The 19,930-nt window shown below is 32.6% G+C and carries 15 protein-coding genes and 1 pseudogene; 13 read left to right on the forward strand and 3 right to left on the reverse strand.

Annotated elements, in window-relative coordinates; all coding sequences use genetic code 11:
• Positions 1-66: 66 nt before the first annotated feature.
• Positions 67-510 (reverse strand): dUTP diphosphatase, encoded by a 444-nt coding sequence (gene dut / locus SAGCYANO_RS13490; RefSeq protein WP_202220557.1) that lies wholly within the window; start codon positions 508-510, stop codon positions 67-69.
• Between the two features lie 379 nt (positions 511-889).
• Positions 890-3,586, reverse strand: a complete 2,697-nt coding sequence (thyX, locus tag SAGCYANO_RS44680; RefSeq protein WP_237396135.1) for an FAD-dependent thymidylate synthase — start codon at positions 3,584-3,586, stop codon at positions 890-892.
• A gap of 137 nt (positions 3,587-3,723) precedes the next feature.
• Here thyX and SAGCYANO_RS13505 point away from each other — a divergent pair.
• The 11 genes and pseudogenes from SAGCYANO_RS13505 to moaA all read left to right on the forward strand — a co-directional run.
• Positions 3,724-4,280 (forward strand): annotated as a pseudogene (locus SAGCYANO_RS13505) (HD domain-containing protein); the annotation flags it as partial.
• A 998-nt stretch (positions 4,281-5,278) separates the two neighbouring features.
• Positions 5,279-5,485 carry a hypothetical protein gene (locus tag SAGCYANO_RS13510; protein WP_202220545.1) on the forward strand — a complete coding sequence of 69 codons (207 nt, stop codon included), beginning with the start codon at positions 5,279-5,281 and terminating at the stop codon, positions 5,483-5,485.
• A gap of 318 nt (positions 5,486-5,803) precedes the next feature.
• Positions 5,804-6,343 (forward strand): metal-dependent hydrolase, encoded by a 540-nt coding sequence (locus SAGCYANO_RS13515; RefSeq protein WP_202220546.1) that lies wholly within the window; start codon positions 5,804-5,806, stop codon positions 6,341-6,343.
• 288 nt (positions 6,344-6,631) lie between these two features.
• The gene (locus SAGCYANO_RS13520; protein WP_202220547.1) at positions 6,632-7,414 is read left to right on the forward strand and encodes a hypothetical protein; all 783 of its coding nucleotides are present in this window, start codon (positions 6,632-6,634) and stop codon (positions 7,412-7,414) included.
• A gap of 853 nt (positions 7,415-8,267) precedes the next feature.
• Positions 8,268-10,274 carry a glycosyltransferase family 39 protein gene (locus tag SAGCYANO_RS13525; RefSeq protein WP_202220548.1) on the forward strand — a complete coding sequence of 669 codons (2,007 nt, stop codon included), beginning with the start codon at positions 8,268-8,270 and terminating at the stop codon, positions 10,272-10,274.
• Between the two features lie 1,539 nt (positions 10,275-11,813).
• The gene (locus tag SAGCYANO_RS13530) at positions 11,814-12,137 is read left to right on the forward strand and encodes an HNH endonuclease (RefSeq protein ID WP_202220549.1); all 324 of its coding nucleotides are present in this window, start codon (positions 11,814-11,816) and stop codon (positions 12,135-12,137) included.
• Between the two features lie 206 nt (positions 12,138-12,343).
• Positions 12,344-12,868: a hypothetical protein gene (locus SAGCYANO_RS13535; protein ID WP_202220550.1), complete on the forward strand. Its 525-nt coding sequence runs from the start codon at positions 12,344-12,346 to the stop codon at positions 12,866-12,868.
• Positions 12,869-13,536: 668 nt separating this feature from the next.
• A complete protein-coding gene (locus SAGCYANO_RS50260; RefSeq protein ID WP_202220559.1) occupies positions 13,537-13,731 on the forward strand; it encodes a hypothetical protein in 195 nt (64 codons plus the stop codon).
• A gap of 198 nt (positions 13,732-13,929) precedes the next feature.
• On the forward strand, positions 13,930-14,607 hold the full coding sequence (locus SAGCYANO_RS13545; protein ID WP_202220551.1) for a hypothetical protein: 678 nt from the start codon (positions 13,930-13,932) through the stop codon (positions 14,605-14,607).
• A gap of 159 nt (positions 14,608-14,766) precedes the next feature.
• Complete coding sequence (locus tag SAGCYANO_RS13550; protein WP_202220552.1) at positions 14,767-15,324, forward strand: hypothetical protein; 558 nt, start codon at positions 14,767-14,769, stop codon at positions 15,322-15,324.
• Positions 15,325-16,765: 1,441 nt separating this feature from the next.
• On the forward strand, positions 16,766-17,752 hold the full coding sequence (moaA, locus tag SAGCYANO_RS13555) for a GTP 3',8-cyclase MoaA (RefSeq protein WP_202220553.1): 987 nt from the start codon (positions 16,766-16,768) through the stop codon (positions 17,750-17,752).
• A gap of 359 nt (positions 17,753-18,111) precedes the next feature.
• Here the strand turns inward: moaA and rpsD are convergent, their stop codons facing one another.
• The gene (gene rpsD / locus SAGCYANO_RS13560) at positions 18,112-18,720 is read right to left on the reverse strand and encodes a 30S ribosomal protein S4 (RefSeq protein WP_202220554.1); all 609 of its coding nucleotides are present in this window, start codon (positions 18,718-18,720) and stop codon (positions 18,112-18,114) included.
• Positions 18,721-18,836: 116 nt separating this feature from the next.
• On the opposite strand from rpsD, the gene SAGCYANO_RS13565 reads away from it, so the two are divergent.
• Complete coding sequence (locus tag SAGCYANO_RS13565) at positions 18,837-19,376, forward strand: hypothetical protein (protein ID WP_202220555.1); 540 nt, start codon at positions 18,837-18,839, stop codon at positions 19,374-19,376.
• Positions 19,369-19,497, forward strand: coding sequence for a hypothetical protein (locus tag SAGCYANO_RS47550; RefSeq protein WP_255502559.1), 129 nt, complete (start codon positions 19,369-19,371; stop codon positions 19,495-19,497). The genes SAGCYANO_RS13565 and SAGCYANO_RS47550 overlap by 8 nt, the downstream gene beginning before the upstream one ends.
• Positions 19,498-19,930 lie beyond the last annotated feature (433 nt).

A 19,930-nucleotide genomic window follows, 5' to 3' on the forward strand; every position in this document is an offset into this window, starting at 1 on the left:
GACTTAGCCGGGTCAACTCTGAGCCTGTAAAGACTAGCCCTACAAGCCCACACTATATTCTAGGAATTAGTGTTGGGTCATTGACATTCCTGTAGAACCAAATCCTTTAATATCTCTTTTTGTTGTACTTAATTCATCAACTTCTTCTACCTTAACAGATAATACTGATGCTATAACCATTTGAGCTATTTTCATTCCTCGCGTGACTTGAAAAGAATTTTTCCCATGATTAATTAAAATGATTCCGATTTCTCCTCGATAAGTTTCATCTATAGTTCCAGGAGTATTTAAAACTGTAATTTGATGTTTTAAAGCCAACCCACTTCTAGGACGAATTTGTGCTTCTGTTCCTGATGGTAATTCCATAGAAATACCTGTGTGAATTAATTGACTTTCTCCAGGATTAATAGTTAATTCATCAATAGAAAATAAATCTAATCCAGCATCTTGTGGATGTGCATAATAAGGAACAATTGCTGATTCATCTAACTTTTTAACTTTAAGTTTCATCATAGGGAGTAGGGAGTAGGGAGTAGGGAGTAGGGAATAGGGAAAAAATAAGCATAATTTTGAGATTAGTGCAATAAATGTAGGTTGGGTTGACGTAGGAAACCAAACAATAATACCACTTCTCAAAAACTTTTATAAATTTTATTGAGTAGAGGAGTGGGGGAGAAGTAAACATAACAACAATTAACGATAAATTGCTAAATAGGGAGTAGGGAGTAGGGAGTAGGGAGTAGGAAAAAATAAGCATAATTTTGAGATTAGTGTAATACGGATAAGCTCCGCTAACACTTCTTCAACCCTACCTACTAGACTGAAACCGTCTACTAGAAATTTTGATTTAATTCTTACTTTTGACTTTTGACTTTTGACTTCTAACTTTTTAAGGTGCTAACTTACCTTTACCAAGTCTATTTTGTTCATACCATTCTGCTATATTCGGGACCCAATCTTGAAAATGAGGCCACATTAATTCACAAAGTTTTTGAATTTCTAATTGAGCGTTCTTTTTAAAACGTAAATCTAAAAAATGTAGCAAACTACGACAATTAAAACTAACAATAAAATGCTGACGATAATCAAAAGGAATTTTTCCTCTAGCGTGTTCTTCAGACATTCCAAATTCCAGATCGAGTTTGTATTTCTTCGCTGCCTCCAAACACCACTGTAAATCTTGTTCTCGTTGTTCAGGAGAATAATAATATTTCTTCCCCTGACGGTCAGAATATTCTCCTACCGGACGTAAGTAAAAAGCAGTTTCTATATCCGTTTTTCCCTCTGCTACTGCAATAACTTTTCCCGAACAATATCGATAACTTTGTACATCGAAAGAATTATGAACAACTAAACCATTAGCTATAAAATTATGCTCTGGATGTTCTACTTCAATATCATAAGTAATTTCTTTGCCAAACTTTTCAATAGATTCTATTTCTACAAAAATACCACGATTACAAGACAAATTATTGTTATTTTTAGGGAACAGGGAACAGGGAACAGGGAACAGATAATCAATAAAGTTTGTAGTTGATTTTGGATAGTAATTTACTGCTATTGACTTTTCATCCAAGATTTCTTGTTGCAGAAAATTAATGTCTTGTAGAGCAATTTTATTACCAGTTAATCCCACTTCACATAATTGAGTTTTATTCTTATTTCTAGGCAACAGAAAATCAATAGAATTTATAGTTGATTTTTCATATAAATTTCCTGGCATCCACTTTTCATCTAATATTTCTTTTTCCATAAAATTAATTTCTTGTGGAGCCATTTTATCTTTTTTTTGCGGGTTTAATACCCCACCGTCTACACGGTACTCAAAATTGTTTAGGGTTAGAGTCCCCATGCAATTTTCCCTCCTGACTCCTGACTTCCCCTCCTGGGAGGGGCGAGGGGTGGGTTGACTCCTGACTCCTTCTTCAATACCAGTTAATTGCACTTCACATAATTGAGTATTATTATCAAATTCCTTTAACCTTTTCCACCCTTGATTAGTCCAAAACTGGTGTTCTAGTGTCGCTCTTATTTCTTTACCAGAAACAGTTTTTATTGTGTAAGTTTCTTTTTCACCATTAATATATATATTGGTTATTTTACTGGAAACAAGTTGGTTAGTTTTGGTATCTAAAGTCAAAATAGTACGCCTAGATATACTTTCTTGCATATATTTTGCATCATTAGAAGTTTGTTGATGTTTTCTCCCGTAATGCCATAAATTAGCTAATTTTTCAATTGTTTCTTCATAATAATTCTCTCCTTTAGATAAAGACGAATGCCCAAATCTAACCTTTGTATTACCCGACAAACAACAACCTATTCTATGAGTTCTTGCTTGCTGCATAACACTATGGGGAAAAAAACCACAATTAAAAGTAATTTGAGGGTGTTCAATACAATTTCCACACACAATAACTTTTCCATTCCGCCTTACTAATAAAGCACCAGTAGAAACAGAAGCACAATAAACTTTACCTTTGTAATTAACAAAACCTTCCTTTATTCCTAAATCTCTATTTTCTTGGCAATATTCGACAGGATATGTAGAAATTTCAGATATATTTAATCTCCAGCAAGGTTTATGATTTTTATCCGCTTCACCTTCATTTTTATTATTTAAAGTTAGGTTCGCCCTAAAACCATTAATATGTGCAGTTGCTTGAATTATTTCTAAAGCATTTTTATTAGTTGAATTACAGCACCAACTTTTTTCTTTTATATTTGTACCATCACTATTTTGTAAGCCATCCCAAAAACTCGCTACTAAATTCCCTGGTAATTCTAATAACCAAATTGGTACAGTCTTATCTTCAGAATTAGAAAAATTCCGATGAATCCATGAAGCTAAGGATTTGTGTTCAATTACAAACCTATTTCCCTCAGTTTTTTTGACATCTAAATTCAATGAAAGTAAATAATCTATTTTGCCAGGATTTTTTATTCTAAACCTAACAACATCAGGATTTTTATTTATACTTCTTAGCCCATCTCTATAGAAAAAACCTGCTATTCTAAAAGCTGTTTGTAAGTCGATATTTTCTGGTAAATCGTTAGGTAACTTTCTGGCACTATTTTTTAAATAGCAATTCAATAAATAACGTACTGATGTATTATAAACATCCTCAGCTTTTTTGCTAAACCATTCTGTCCAATTATTTTCTGTACTTGTTCTTTGGGAAATTATCATTCTATGGTCTTTTGTGACTAGCAAATCAATAAAATTGCTCTTCACATAATACAATTCATCATCTATATCATACTCATAAAGTTGACTAGGCTTTTCAAACCAAGCCTCTTTTGTGTCAGTATTTACAGCTAGTAACTGCGTAGAAGATGTTACTTGATTCCAAGTCATCCAACCTTGATTTGTTAACACTTCAGTATCAGCAGAATAGCATCCATAATGACCACGATCGCCTGCTAAAAGTCGCTTAACAATAATTTCCCCACATTTGGCTTCCGAAGGCCAAGTATTTTGTTCATCAAAGACAAATCCTTCACTATAATCTTGATGCAAAGCTGCATAAATTACCTGTTGAGGATTTAGAGTTTTAGTAATTACTTCTACCCGAAATTTATCCATAAAATTTTTCTATATTCAATCAATCTTATAGTCTTATAATTGATTTATATCCAAGAACAATTATTATTAAAGCATCCTCAGATTGACTATCTAAAAAGTGATAGATTTTTCTTATTTTTGACTTTTAAATTAAACAAATGATACTTTCTCACCGTTTTACAGAAGCTTTAGTCCACGCCACTGAGTTACACGCTACCCAAATTCGCAAAGGAAGTAAAGTTCCTTACATTTCCCATCTTTTAGGGGTAGCTAGTATTGCCCTTGAATATGGAGGATGAGGCCATAGCAGCACTGCTTCACGATGCTATAGAAGACCAAGGTGGACCACCTATTCGGACAGAAATTAGATTACGGTTTGGAGAGAGAGTAACAGAAATAGTAGATGGTTGTACTGATACGGATATAACTCCGAAACCTCCTTGGGAAGAACGTAAAAAAAGCTTATATGGATCGTATTGCTAGTGCTTCAGCTTCAGTGCGTTTGGTTTCTGCTGCCGATAAATTACATAATATTAGGTCTATTTTAAAAGACTATCGAATGCAAGGTGATTTACTTTGGGATTTATTTAAGGGTGGTAAACAAGGGACACTTTGGTATTATCGATCGCTAGTTACAGCATTTAATGAAGCTCACTCAACTCCTATAGTAATGGAGTTAGACCGTTTAGTTACGGAATTGGAAAGGTTGGTGCAAACACAGAGAGGGGAAGTCCTTTTTAAAAGAAATTTCGGCTTCACGGAAGTCAAAAGTCAAAAATTAAAAAGTAAAAGTCATACATTAAGAATTTATAGACTCGAAATTTTGATGCCACAGTAATTTCAGGACATTATTTCAGATATGGGGTTTGAAACTATTTGTGACATCTTTAAAGTGAATTGGTATTGCATATTTCCCCATGGGAATTCTTGGAGCGAGAAAAAGAGCAAGTAAAAGATGGGTTACCTTTTCTACAAAGATTTATCCCTTAGTTCAGCAACGCCGAAATTTATGCACAACTAAGGTTAATATTTGTTTAAATAATGTTCTGTCTAAATAAGTTTTAAATATAAATATTTAATCATTAGTAGTAAAATTAATTATATAATCTTGAATTTACAAGAGAATTATAAAGTTTTGATGAAGAATATCTGGCTTTTAGGCAAGCATTTTTAAAGTTTTGGTAAAGTTGCCTGAAATTACTTGAAATTGCTGATGCAAATTGCTACTATAAAGACTAAGCCAAAGAACATTAAAATTTACTTTTAATACAAGCAACTAAATGTTAGATTGACAACCTATACCTTTTTAATTTCAAGTATAGTTAGCTCTTTTATGTATATACAAATACAATTGTTTAGTCAACTGTAATTGCCAAAATGTATGAGATTTTAAAGAGGCTTTAATTGTTGTTGAATCATTTGGAGCTTGGGTAAATAAAATTATAGCCATAGTCAACCACCAACAGCGATCGCCTTTTGGTTTAGCTAAAGCTATGAATTTAGTTACCGAATAATTAAGGTAAAAATCCTCTCCTTTAAAGGAGAAACAATGAATTAATTTTCCTTTTATTCAATCCTATCCGTTTTAGGGAGAGGTAATTATCAATTATCCATTATCAATTATCAATTATCAATTATTGAAAACTCGCCCTCTATTTGAAAAATTTACAGTGAGTATGATCGACAAAAATAGTTCTGCACGACCCAGATGCAATGTTTAATAAAAGTACTCGCTTCTTCTTTATTGCCCACTGGCGCGATCGCTCAATTATTGGTAATTATAGTCAAGACCAAGATAATTTTCAAATAGCAGAAGCAAATATAACTCAATTTCTGACTGCTATTAACCAAGCATATCTACCAGCAAAATTAAAGTGGGAAGAGATTTCATTTATACATGAGAATGTTGCTAACAACTAATATTAACCTCAAAACAGGCGAACCCATTTTAGCAAAAGATTATCAAAATTTTGACCAAAAAAGAGGGTCTCAAGCCTCCTGCTTTCCTAGGTCATGCTGCGAAACAGTAGGAAGTACTGATAACTGATAACTGATAACTGATAACTGATAACTGATAACTGATAACTGATAACTGAAATGACCATTCCCAAACTGGATTATTCGGTTTAATTTAAGTAGTCAGAGTTAAATATACCACTGCCATAGACGTAGTGAAAAAAGTACTTAATTATTTGTTCAAATAAATTTTCAAGACAAAAATGCAATTTAATTTTAATTATGCCATCTCCTATTGCTCACTCAGTTTCTGGATATGTACTAGCTAAGTTTCTACCCAAAAACCTATCAAAAAATAATGCATCTCATTGGTGGGACTTGGGCAATTTTTATCCTGTATTTGTTGCCATTTTTGCTGACTTTGATTTTATTCCCCAATTCATCAAAGGAGAAAAAATTCATCGAGGTATTACCCATACTTTAATTTTTGCCATTGGTTTTAGTTTAATAGTTAGTTGGCTAATTAGTTATTTCCGTAAATCTTCATTTAAACAACTATTCTTATTTACTTTTATTCTCTATAGTTCTCATTTACTATTAGATTTATTTACAGCTGGTGGTTCAGGTTTACAATTGTTATGGCCTCTAAAAGATATATCTTTCAAGTCAATAATACCTGTATTCCCACAAATTTATCACTCTAGAGGAATATTTAATATTAATAATTTTATATCTATTGCTTGGGAATTATCTTACTCAGTATTAATTGTCAGTATATTATGGCTGTGGAACAATTGTAGCTCTAGCAAATGTTCTGAATAAATCAATAGTCAGGGAATAGTTTAACAATTAATAATTAATAATTAATAATTAACAATTACCTCTCCTTGAAAGCGGGTAGGATTTACTAATAATGAAAATTTTTTCTTCTCTTGGTCGATGGTCGGCCAGCTCCGATACCTCCCTATCCCTCGACCGCTTTTATCCCCTTAAAAGGGGAGGCTTTAAACCTGAATTGTTGAATTAATAATTATTAACTATCAACTCTTAATTATTCATTATTCATTATTCATTATTCATTATTCGGTAAGCTTATGGCTGAATTATGAATTGATTTTGATACAAGTTATGCTAAATTTTATTAGACCTAAGCTATTATTCACTATATTTATTTCATTGCTGATTTTTCTCTACATTCCTAATTTATCTAACTTAAAACCGCAGAAAGTTTCAGCTCAATTTATTTCATCACCCAAAGTTAACGCCTTAGATGATAGTTTAAATAATCCTAGTATTTCTTCTTTTATTAAATCAGGCTTTAATTATAGTCAACAACTCTACGGTGAGCCAAGAATAGCAGTAAAACAAATAAATTTACGCTTACATACAACACCTTTAGCTTCACTTGATAATGCAAATAAAGGCGAATTTACTATTTATTTAAGTCGTAAACCCTCTGAATATGCTTTTCATGGACAGTTAGGTCATGAAATATTTCACTTATTAAATGCACAATTACTTGATTGTTATGCAGAGGGTATGGCTACTGTTTTTGCTGAGAAAATGTTAACTCGTAACGATTTAGATTGGAGTGGTTGGGAAACATATTTTCAACAAGGTTCCGAACCTTTTTACGGCTTAACTTACTTTATGATGAAAGAAGTTAGTGAAACAGCAGGTTCAGCAAATATGAGTCGTTTACTTGATTTTGCTGTTGATAATAAGGCTAATAAAAAGTGGATGTACATTGATATTGATGGATGGTTATCTTCAATGTCTGATTTAGTAAAAATTGAAGTAGAAAAAGTGATTAATAAATATATTTCTCAAGTTAAGCCAGTAGTTAAATCAAAGAATAATATGTTTACTTGTTTAGCACCTGCAAAAAATTGATGAATATGTTCAATAATTAAGGTTTGTGTATGGAAAGTCTTTTTACTCTTTGTAGGAGACAGGAGACAGGATAAATGGCTCGGGAGCGAGGAGGTAGGAGTAAGAATTGTCTCTCAATTTTTCTGCCATAATCATCTCAAGATACTAGCTTTATGCAGCTCTTTCCATCGAAAGCTGGTACTTTTTTCAACTCTAAAACCCTAAAATCTTTATCTGTCAATACTTTTAGAATTAATCGGTAAGCCCTAATTAATAATTAATAATTAACTATTACCTCATATATTAGGATGTATGAAAAAATAATAGCTAATACCAATTACCAAAAGTAATGCGATACTTCCGTTATACTTAAAAAGTAAAATATTTACCAAAATTCAAAGTATTTTTTGACAATTATTAGTCGGTTAGTATAGATTTTTCCTACTTTTAACCCCTCCCCTACCTCCCACACGAACCAACTTCCCCACCCAATCATACATAGCATTCTTGCGTGAGAAATGGTATAAGAAAGTGATGTATTTAAAGGTAATATATCAGTTCAAAATATATAATTAATTTTGTGTATAACAGTCTAAGGAAAAGTTAGGAAAGTTCAAAAGTTTAAAACTCAGACAATGTAAGACTTTTACCGAAAAATTCAGGTAAAAATCCTCTCCTTTAAAGGAGAAAAAATGAATTAATTTTCCTTTTATTCAATCCTATCCGTTTTAGGGAGAGGTAATTATCAATTATCCATTATCAATTATCAATTATTAAATTCTTCCTTCTTCACTTCTGCTATTAATTATGGAAAAAGTATGCACCGATACTGAAAAATTTAACTCAGGCGCATCACAAAGATTTAGTAAAAAGAATGATAAATGATCGAGTTAACCAAAATCATCAGAAATGGCTACATCTAATACTGCTATGTAGTTGGATACTTCTAGGTATTGCCCTGCGTTGGACAAACTTAGCTGACAAGTCTGCCTCATCTATCGAAATTGCTACATTGGGTTATAGTCTGGGTCATAGCTTTTTTGACCTGCCTTTAGATCGAGTTATTAGTCTAGACCAATTGCTGTCACCCTTACAATTTGAGTCAACTTCTACTCCTACCGATGTCATTCATCATCTACTGGGTGAAGATAATCATCCTCCACTCTATTTTGTACTAAATCATCTGTGGTTTAAATTATTCAGCACTGACGGAGAATTGGTTTCTCTGTGGGTGGGGCGATCGCTCAGTGCTATTTTTGGTGTAATTACTATTCCGGCAATTTTTGGCTTGGGTTGGTTGGCGTTTTCTCCATTAATAGGTCATATAGCAGCAGCATTAATGGCAATTTCTCCTTATGGCATTTACCTGGCCCAAGAATCTCGTCATTATACTTTAACTATTTTATGGATTATTGCTTCTGTAACTTGTTTGACAGCAATAATGCCTTATCTTCAAAAACGTAAGATATTTCCGATATGGCTGGGGTTTCTTTGGGTTATAATTAATAGTTTGGGAATTTCCACTCACTATTTTTTTGCCTTGGCGTTGACTGCTGAGGGGTTAGTTATTGGTTGGTTTTGGTTGAGAGATATTCAAAACCTATTTCAACGTTATTGGTGGCGAATTTATTTGGTTGCTCTGGGAACGTTTATTGGTTGTTTGGTTTGGTTGCCTATTATAGGTGGTATTGGCAATAGTCAACTTACTGACTGGATATCAACTAGCTTTGAGCTTGATGAAATTTGGCATCCTATCCCTCGTTTGTTGGGTTGGGTATTGACAATGGTATGGCTTTTGCCTATTGAAGGGACAAGTTTATTTGTAACTATTTTATCTGGAGTTACACTTTTGGTTATGTTGGTTTGGGTTGCTCCTGGTTTATGGCAAGGTGGAAAAGCACAGATAAATGATATTAATAACCGTTTATCTTTTCAGGTTTTTGTCGGTTTTTTTGTAGGGGCGATCGCTTTATTTTTACTTATTATTTACGGTATGGGTAAAGATTTATCTCTTGCTGCTCGTTATCATTTTGTTTATTTTCCTATTGTCATTATTTTATTAGCTGCAATATTAGGAAAGTGTTGGGTTAACGAAGTCAGAAGTCAGAAGCGAGTGTGTAATTCTGAGGTCTCTTCAGAATGTAAGACACACTCAAGACAGTCAGAAGTCAGAAGTGATTTTTATAACGGGAATTTGAGCAAGGAGCCAAAAATATTTCGCCTTAAAAGGCGGGGTATTAGACCCAATTATTTTGATAATTTGGAAAATCAGGCAGAGGGGGAAAATGTTTTTTCTGAGAAGGATAAAGGTTTTCAATTTTTCCAGTTAAGAGATTTTTTACAGAGGTTGGGAAGTGGGAAAATCAAAGAGGGAGGAGCAGTTAAAAAAGATATAATTTCGGCAAATTTAAAACTAATTAATCGAAGAGTTGTGGTTGTTGTTTTGTTGATTGGTTTATGCGGTGGGTTAACGGTGGTTAGTAATTATGGCTATCAAAAATCACGGCGTGCAGACCTTTTAGTTGAGGAAATTAAAACACAGTCTAAAACTCCGTCTTTAATTGCTACAACTTATCAAACTCATGCTGAAATTAGGGCTTTAATTGCACTTGGTATGGAATTTAAACGTCAAGAAGAGAAAATCAAGACCTCTGATTTTTTTCAACCTCAATTTTTATTAATGAAAAGACAACAAGAGCAAAGATTAACTTCTGATTCAGCTTTAGCTAAATTCCTTTATCAAACACCACGACCTCTAGATTTATGGGCAGTTAATTTGAAAATAGAGGGAAGGGATTTAGAAACTTTCAATTGTCAGAAATATTCTCATTCTCTACCTAAAATTAATGGTTATCGTTATAAGTTATATAATTGCCGTTAAAATTTGATTTTTTGTCGGATAGAGCAGTGGGTTCAAAGATTAATATATGCTGTTTAAAATACTATATTTTTCTGCCAAATTATCCATGAAAACTAACGCTCAAAGGTAAACTTATTGTGAGATTTATTGGTGATAAATTTTTGAACGAAGGGATTTAGCTAAATTCCTTTATCAAACACCACGACCTCTAGATTTATGGGCAGTTAATTTGAAAATAGAGGGAAGGGATTTAGAAACTTTCAATTGTCAGAAATATTCTCATTCTCTACCTAAAATTAATGGTTATCGTTATAAGTTATATAATTGCCGTTAAAATTTGATTTTTTGTCGGATAGAGCAGTGGGTTCAAAGATTAATATATGCTGTTTAAAATACTATATTTTTCTGCCAAATTATCCATGAAAACTAACGCTCAAAGGTAAACTTATTGTGAGATTTATTGGTGATAAATTTTTGAACGAAGGGATTTAGCTAAATTCCTTTATCAAACACCACGACCTCTAGATTTATGGGCAGTTAATTTGAAAATAGAGGGAAGGGATTTAGAAACTTTCAATTGTCAGAAATATTCTCATTCTCTACCTAAAATTAATGGTTATCGTTATAAGTTATATAATTGCCGTTAAAATTTGATTTTTTTGTCGGATAGAGCAGTGGGTTCAAAGATTAATATATGCTGTTTAAAATACTATATTTTTCTGCCAAATTATCCATGAAAACTAACGCTCAAAGGTAAACTTATTGTGAGATTTATTGGTGATAAATTTTTGAACGAAGGGATTTAGCTAAATTCCTTTATCAAACACCACGACCTCTAGATTTATGGGCAGTTAATTTGAAAATAGAGGGAAGGGATTTAGAAACTTTCAATTGTCAGAAATATTCTCATTCTCTACCTAAAATTAATGGTTATCGTTATAAGTTATATAATTGCCGTTAAAATTTGATTTTTTTGTCGGATAGAGCAGTGGGTTCAAAGATTAATATATGCTGTTTAAAATACTATATTTTTCTGCCAAATTATCCATGAAAACTAACGCTCAAAGGTAAACTTATTGTGAGATTTATTGGTGATAAATTTTTGAACGAAGGGATTTAGCTAAATTCCTTTATCAAACACCACGACCTCTAGATTTATGGGCAGTTAATTTGAAAATAGAGGGAAGGGATTTAGAAACTTTCAATTGTCAGAAATATTCTCATTCTCTACCTAAAATTAATGGTTATCGTTATAAGTTATATAATTGCCGTTAAAATTTGATTTTTTGTCGGATAGAGCAGTGGGTTCAAAGATTAATATATGCTGTTTAAAATACTATATTTTTCTGCCAAATTATCCATGAAAACTAACGCTCAAAGGTAAACTGATTGTGAGATTTATTGGCGATCAACTTTTGAACGAAGGGATTTTTATAAGCCTAAAAAGGCAGTGCGTCTTAACTATAAATTAGACATTAAATAATTGTCTAAATATTAAAAATCTCATGTTATTATTACTTATTCAAACCTTCATCCAAATCAATACAGCAAATATCATAAATGGCTAGGGAATCAATATCAACTAATACGAAACGAAAGTTATGGTCTCAGTGCGGAGGATTTTGTCAAAACCCTAGTTGTAATAAGTACCTGTTTTCGGATATTGGAGATGAATCTGTCAGTATAGCCAATGCTGCTCATATTATTGGCGCAGGAAATACTGGACCTCGCTCAGAACACGCACTAGCTGATTCTATACAAAAGAATGGTACGTCTAACTTAATTATGCTTTGTCTTGATTGTCATAAGATGATAGATGAACTTGAGGATAAATATTCAGTCGAAAAAATCTGCGAATGGAAAGAGCAACACTCTATTCATTAATTGATAATTGATAATGGATAATTGATAATTACAAGAAGGTTAAAACCGCTACGGAATTGAATATAAGGAAATATTATTTCTTTATTTCCCCTTAAAAGGGGAGGCTTTAAACCAGAATTATTTAATTATTAATTATTAATTATTAATTATTCGGTAAAATCCAAGCACTTTTTAAGACTCTGATAACCACTGATGAAAATGAGATTTTGAGAGAAGTAAATGACCTTTTAGAAGAAAATAGGTCTATTTTTGAGGAATATGGTCCATTTTCAGAACAGGCAACAAAAAGAAATTCAGGCGATGTGAAAAAAGTATGGAAGAAAAGATGTCTTGACACAATTTTACCTAATAATCAAAAAATTATTGATTTAATTGAAGGGAATAAACGCAATTTTAAATATCCTTGGGAGCTTGATAGACAAATGCTTCGATATAAAATTCATGCGGATTCTTTCAAAGAAAATTGTCTTTTTGAAGAGAAGGTAAACGATTACAAACTTTTTCCACGAGAGTTCGATCATTTTGTGAAAAATAAATTAGGAATACAAACGCAAGATTTAGAAGTTAGAGGGGAAGAGGAAATAGAGTACAGAAAAAATACCATCTCCAAATATATAAATGAGTATTTAGCAAATCATTCATTTATCAAAGAAATGAATACTTTAAATAGGGCAATATTCAAAGGTAAACATTTCCTACGGAATACTTACATTCAAATTTATTTTAAGTGATGAAAGGGAACTAAAAGTATTTGTTACCGAAAAATTGTGGTATAAAGCCTCCCCTTTTAAGGGAATAATAAATAAAAATTTTCATCTCTTTGTCAATCCTCTTCTTTTCCAGGAGAGGTAATTCTAAATTCGCGCATTCTAAATTCTAAATTCTTGAATAATACCTATTACTTTACTGAATATACACTTGAAAAGATTCAATCAGTCGATCCAAATATAGACGCTATTATTTGCTCTAATCCTTATTCTAATTAGGGCTTGCTGATTAAATCTAAAAGCATTGACTTATATTGGTTGTAGCATTTTTTTGTCTAAAAAAGTGTCAGTTTTTCGGTGGAAAAAGTTCATGCATGCTAGTATTTTGGAACGATTATGGCAGAACAATCTTGGGACTATTTTTCCGACTACCTTCTCTATAATTCCCATTTCTCCTGTCTCCTGTCTCCTGTCTCCTGTCTCCCACCCCAGCAAAAAGACTTTCCATAAGTAAACCCTAATTATTCTATAAGTGCTAAAAAAGAATGTATCAATAGTAATATTGGTCTTTTTCTGCTCAGAGAATTCATGGGAGCAATTCGTTATCAAGGGGAAAAATATTTTAACTATCTGCTTAAGGATGAGAAAGCAAGCAGGATAAGTAGATTATCATCTGCATTTAAAAAAGTGAAATTCTTAAATGTAATTGTAAAGTTTATCTTTTCGGTTCTTATCTTAGGCAGAAAATATTTAATGACATAGATATAATATTAGTTTATCCTGACAAGAATACAATGAGTGGAATTGAACTTATAAAAAATGAAATAAATAAATCTTTTCAAGGAAGTGAAATAAAAATTTATTTTACTATTTGCTCGGAAAATTAATTCTCAAAAATGGAACTTATTTATGATAATCAAGAGCAGATTCTTTAGGTTTGCAGTAATAAAAGATTGATAATTTCATGCTATATTTTGGCATGAGTAACTCCTAAAAATCCCCTTGTCTAGCTATTGGTGAACGGGGCGTTACAAAATTTAGATTATGTCGCCAAAATTTCACGCTCCTAAATTAGTAACTTTAATATGATTTATTTATCTCCCAAAAAAACCATTATATTTCTGATATTTATTGTTATTGGTTTAACTATTGCCAGTATTACGGGGCAGTTTTTTCAATATTATGGTTTCTCTAATTCTACCCAATTGATTGATAAACTTAATGTAGATGGAGAATATACCATTCCTTCATTATTTTCATCTTTTACTTTATTTTTTTGCTGTGTCATTCTGGGAATAATTTCTCATAAAAAATGGCAACAGAAGGATAAATATCTTTGGAAGTGGATAGGTCTATCTATCATATTTTTCTATCTAGGACTTGATGAAACAATTAGCTTGCACGAACAACTAATTCATCCTTTGCGAGATATGCTGAATGCGACAGGAATTTTTTATTACACTTGGGTAATTCCAGGATTAATATTAGTTATGGCTGTTCTATTTATTTATCTAAAGTTTCTTCAATCTCTGCCTAGAAAAATAAAATATCTATTTTTTCTCGCTGGAATATTTTATGTTGGAGGTGGAATAGGTATGGAAATGGTTGGTGGATATTACGCTTATTTATATGATACTAATAACTTTTTTTATGAAATATTGGTAACGATTGAAGAGTTTCTTGAAATGTTAGGAGTTGTAGTCTTTATTTATGCACTTCTGTGTTATGGCAGGGAACAGGGAATAGGCAAAAGGCAACAGTAGGAAAAACATTTCTCCGCCTAAGCTTTATCATCAGTAATATGATTTATTTATCTCCCAAAAAAAACCATTATATTTCTGATATTTATTGTTATTGGCTTAACTATTGCCAGTATTACCGGGCAGTTTTTTCAATATTATGGTTTCTCTAATTCTACCCAATTGATTGAGAAATTTAATGTAGATGGAGAATATACTATTCCTTCATTATTTTCATCTTTTAGTTTATTTTTTTCCTGTGTCATTCTGGGAATAATTTCTCATAAAAAATGGCAACAGAAAGATAAATATGTTTGGAAGTGGATAGGTCTATCTGTCATATTTTTTTATCTAGGACTTGATGAAACAATTAGCTTGCACGAACAATTAATTCATCCTTTGCGAGATATGCTGAATGCCACAGGAATTTTTTATTACACTTGGGTAATTCCAGGATTAATATTAGTTATGACTGTTCTATTTATCTATCTAAAGTTTCTTCAATCTCTGCCTCGCAAAATAAAATATCTATTTTTTCTCGCTGGAATATTTTATGTTGGAGGTGGAATAGGGATGGAAATGGTTGGTGGATATTATGCTTATTTATACGATACTAATAACTTCTTTTATGAAATCTTGGTAACAATTGAAGAGTTTCTTGAAATGTTAGGAGTTGTAGTCTTTATTTATGCACTTCTGTGTTATAGCAGGGAACAGGGAGTAGGCAAAAGAGAACAGTAGGAAAAACATTTCTCCGCCTAAGCTTTATCATCAATCTATCCCCTAACTAATTTGTTTGTAGTTGAGCTTTAGCCCTTTAAACACTTGTCTTAGAGCTATTGAAAAATAATACGGAATTCATGGTAATTACGATTTGCTGAAATCGCTAAAAACGTATATTTATCTATGTAAATTACTGAAAATTTTGCTCAATATTATACTTCCTTGATTTTGAATTTGTGCAATTTTTCGGTACATGATTAAGCTCCCTTTAGTCAGGTAAATAATCACCTAAATATATGCGATCGCACTAACTAATGGGGTGCATCTCATATTCGCAAAAATACTTTTTTCCTATATATTCCCTGTTCCCTGTTCCCTGTTCCCTAAAAGCGATAAATTTTTGGCTTTATTCACCCATTGAGATGCATCCAACTAATGCCAAATCTCAAAACTTTTCTATGTTTTCTTGAGTGGAAAAGTAGGGGATGATTAAAAATAATACCTACTTGAAAAAAGAATGTTACGAATAGTAAGAGGAATAAAAAGATTTTACAGGATATTCTCTTTGACAAAAAGGATGATTTACTACCTAAAAAATGGTATTGAAGCCATTAATTCTGACTCCTGACTCCTGACTACTGACTCCTAAAAAATATCCTAGCTATTTGTAGCAAATATTTATCAATTTGGTATTATACCAATTTTAAAAAGAATGCTATATTTAAGTGACACTCCAATTATTAAGTAATTAACATAGATTGAATATTTTTTTGGTAATTATTAACCAGTTATTGTTAATTATTCTTGTTTTTACCTCTCCCCTCCCCCCTCACTACCCTACTCCTTCACTCAAGAAAATGTAGCAAACATTTATCAAATTGGTATAAGAATAATATACACTTACTGGATAATAATCACTCAAAACTTCATTGAATTCTACTAATTACTTAATCATTGGAGTCTTACATAAGTACAGAATTATTTTTGATAAATGGTGTAATAAAATATTATTCCTGAAAATAAGCCATCCATCTTCCCTATAATGATATAGCAATTTTCATGTCGATCAAATACACCAACTAAATTGCTCAAGTAAACAGCTAGAAAAGAAAAAAAATTAAAAAGTAGACCGCTGTTAAGTCATTTCAGTTATCAGTTAGCCTCCTATGGTCGGAACTGCGTTAACAGTTATCAGTTATCAGTATCTCTCTCTGTTTGCGCAGCATGATCTAGGAAAGTCAGAGGCTTAAAATATTGAAGTTTATTTTTTTTCATCTCCTTGCAAGGGGAGGCTTGAAACCTTATTTTTTTGGTCAGTATTCTGTCGTAAATATTGACTAATCAAAAAAATTAAACTACTAACCTTTATCAAAATAAAAATCGGAAAAAAATGCCATGACTGGTAAATATCCAGCTATTTAGTATAAAATAAAATTGTATTACATAGAATATTTTTAACATGAATAAAGTTGATTATTTAAGAATTAGTCTGATAGATCGTTGCAATTTTAGGTGTCAATATTGTATGCCAGAAGGTACAGAAATTAACTATGTATTACAACAAAACTTACTAACTCATAATGAATTACTAACTCTACTAAAAGATATTTTTATTCCTGTAGGTTTTACGAGGTTTCGGTTAACAGGAGGCGAACCTTTATTACGTCCTGGTGTAATAGATTTAGTAGAAGCGATCGCCTCTTTCCCAGAGACCCAAGACTTATCAATGACCACCAATGGATTTTTGTTGGCGGGTATGGCAAAAGATTTATATAAAGCTGGCTTGAGAAGAATTAATATTAGTTTAGATTCTCTAGACTCAGATACTTTTAATATAATTATTGGTAATCGGGGTCGTAGTCGTTGGCAACTGGTTTGGAATGGCATTCAAGCTGCTTATGATGTAGGTTTTGACCCTTTAAAAATAAATGTAGTGGTAATTCCTGGGGTTAACGACCATGAAGTTTTAGATTTGGCCTCTTTAACTATTGACCGTAATTGGCACGTTAGATTTATTGAATTTATGCCCATCGGTAATGATAAATTATTTGACGACCGAGGTTGGATATCTTCAGAAGAATTACGGCAAAAAATTAGCAAACGATGGGGGTTAACAGAATCTTCTATCAAAGGAAATGGGCCTGCTGATGTCTTTCAAATTCCTGGAGCAAAAGGGACACTGGGATTTATTAGTCAAATGTCAGAATGTTTTTGCGATCGCTGTAATAGAATGCGTCTCTCAGCGGATGGATGGTTAAGACCTTGCCTTTTGAATGAAATGGGTCAAATAGATTTAAAAAGTGCCCTGCGTAGTGGGGTTTCTGCTGAGGAGTTACGGCAGCAGGTAGAATATTTGTTGGGTATTAAACCAGAAATTAATTTTAAGCAAAGAGAGTCTGGTACTACAGGAAGTTATGGTCGAACTATGTCACAAATTGGCGGTTGAAATCAGTTATCAGTTATCAGTTATCAGTTATCAGTTATCAGTTATCAGTTATCAGCGGGGGAGCTTAAAATTGTTTGGGGTTCGAGTCCATAAGCAATTTTCCCTTCTGTCTTCTGAGTTCTTTTCCCCGTTACAAAAACAACTTCTGACTTATAATTTTTGACTTATAATTTTTGACTTTTAACTTCATTATCCCCGCCTAACAATAAACTAGACGGGGTTTAATGGAGTAAATCAAAAATTAAGATAAAAAACTATAGCAAAGAACGAGTTAATTAGGACATAGACTGATGATAAACTAAAGAAGGGGAAATGTTTTTCCTACTTTTCCCTGTTCCCTGTTCCCTACTATAAAACCTCTATGCTTGCCTGGAGTAATATTCCACAACTAATAGTTCGTTAATTTGAAGTGCCACCCACTCCCGTTCTATAATACTATTAACCTTACCAACAAGTTTATTTTTATCAAATTCTAAATGGCTAGGAATATTCGCTAAACCAGGATATTGAAGATTAGTTTTTACCAATTCCTGAGATGCTTCTTTTTGCCTAACACCAATTACCTCTCCTGGTTTACATTGATAACTAGCAATACTAACAACCTTACCATTTACTGTTACATGACCATGATTAACTAGCTGTCGTGCTGAGGGAATAGTTGGTGCCATTCCTAAACGAAATACAGTATTATCTAAACGCATTTCTAGTAGCTGTAATAATACTTGTCCTGTGGAACCTGCTGCACGACGAGCTTTTTTTACATAACGTAGGAGTTGTCGTTCTCTCAGACCATAATTATAAAGTAATTTTTGCTTCTCTTCTAGTCGAATTGCATACTCTGAGCGCTTTCTCCGATTTTGACCATGTTGACCAGGGGGATAAGCACGTCTGGGACTTTTACGAGTTAGTCCTGGTAAGTCACCGAGACGACGCGCTATTCTTAAGCGTGGGCCTCTATATCTAGACATATAATTTCCTCATTAAGATCAAATTTAACCACAAACTTATATTATATACTACTTAAATGTTGTTTTGTCAATTAGCCTTTCTTTAGCAGTAAACCTATTAATTTAATTTATTTATTATGCCTAATATTCCTAATATTAACTTTTCTAATTTATTCCTGAAGAAGTTTCCTAGCTCTATTAAATTATGTCATTGGCGCTGGATTTACTTAGTAGGAATTTTTAGTTATGGTTTGTTAATAGCTACTCCGGAAGTAGCAACAGCTCAAGCAAATAAAAAATCTTTTAAAATTTGCTCTGAAGATTTACTAAGCGTAGGTTTATCTGAGGCAAAAGTAGCTAATGCTTGTGGTGCAGCTCTCAAACCCAGAGGTTTATCAGGATGCGTCACAAAAATCTATGATAGTACAACAGAAGAACTTTCAGCAGAAGATATTCTATTTAGTTGTCAACGGGTCAGAAGAGTTGATGAGTTGGGTACTTGTGTAGAAACAATTAATGAATCAGTTACAGATAATTCTAATCAAGCTGCTATTTTAGAAAGTTGTCGTCTGAGTTTATTGCCCGAGCGTTTTTCTTTTTGTGTGGTTGGTTTAAATACGAATGTGGGATTAACTACAGAAGAATTATTATCTAATTGTCTCAATCCTGATGAATAAATCAGCGATATTTATCCAGATTGAAGAAGGAAGAAGGAAGAAGGAAGAGGGAAGAAGGAAGAAGGAAGAGGGAAGAAGGAAGAAGGAAGAGGGAAAAATATTGCGTTGTCTCAGTTTTTAGCTTTCAAACTGTCCTAACCTTTCCCTTTCCTTCGACTGCTATATTTATATTTTTTGTTTTTTGGCGATTGCTAAACTATTGAATGAAAAATATTTTAAATTCTTCAGTTTTGATTTTCATACCTTAATTCAGCAACGCCTTTTTTTTTGATTTCTTTAAAGAATAAGAGCGTTGCTGATTCCGGGTATAATTTTGCCCCCTAACCCCCCAATTTTGGGGGAATAAAACTCTAAAATTCCCCCTTGATCCCCCTCCCGTCCCCCTTGGAAAGGGAAGCCAGATGTTGCTGCGCTTTTTGTTGAACGGGGATGCGCGGGGCTTGACCAGAACCAAACAATCGCGCATTCATACTTCAATTCAGAAACACCAAAATAAGATATTTTAAACCTTAATTATTAGGTAATTATTGTATATATTTTTGAAATTGTAACCC

Origin of the sequence: Okeania sp. KiyG1 (genome assembly GCF_014132355.1) — a bacterium.
GTDB lineage: Bacteria > Cyanobacteriota > Cyanobacteriia > Cyanobacteriales > Microcoleaceae > Okeania.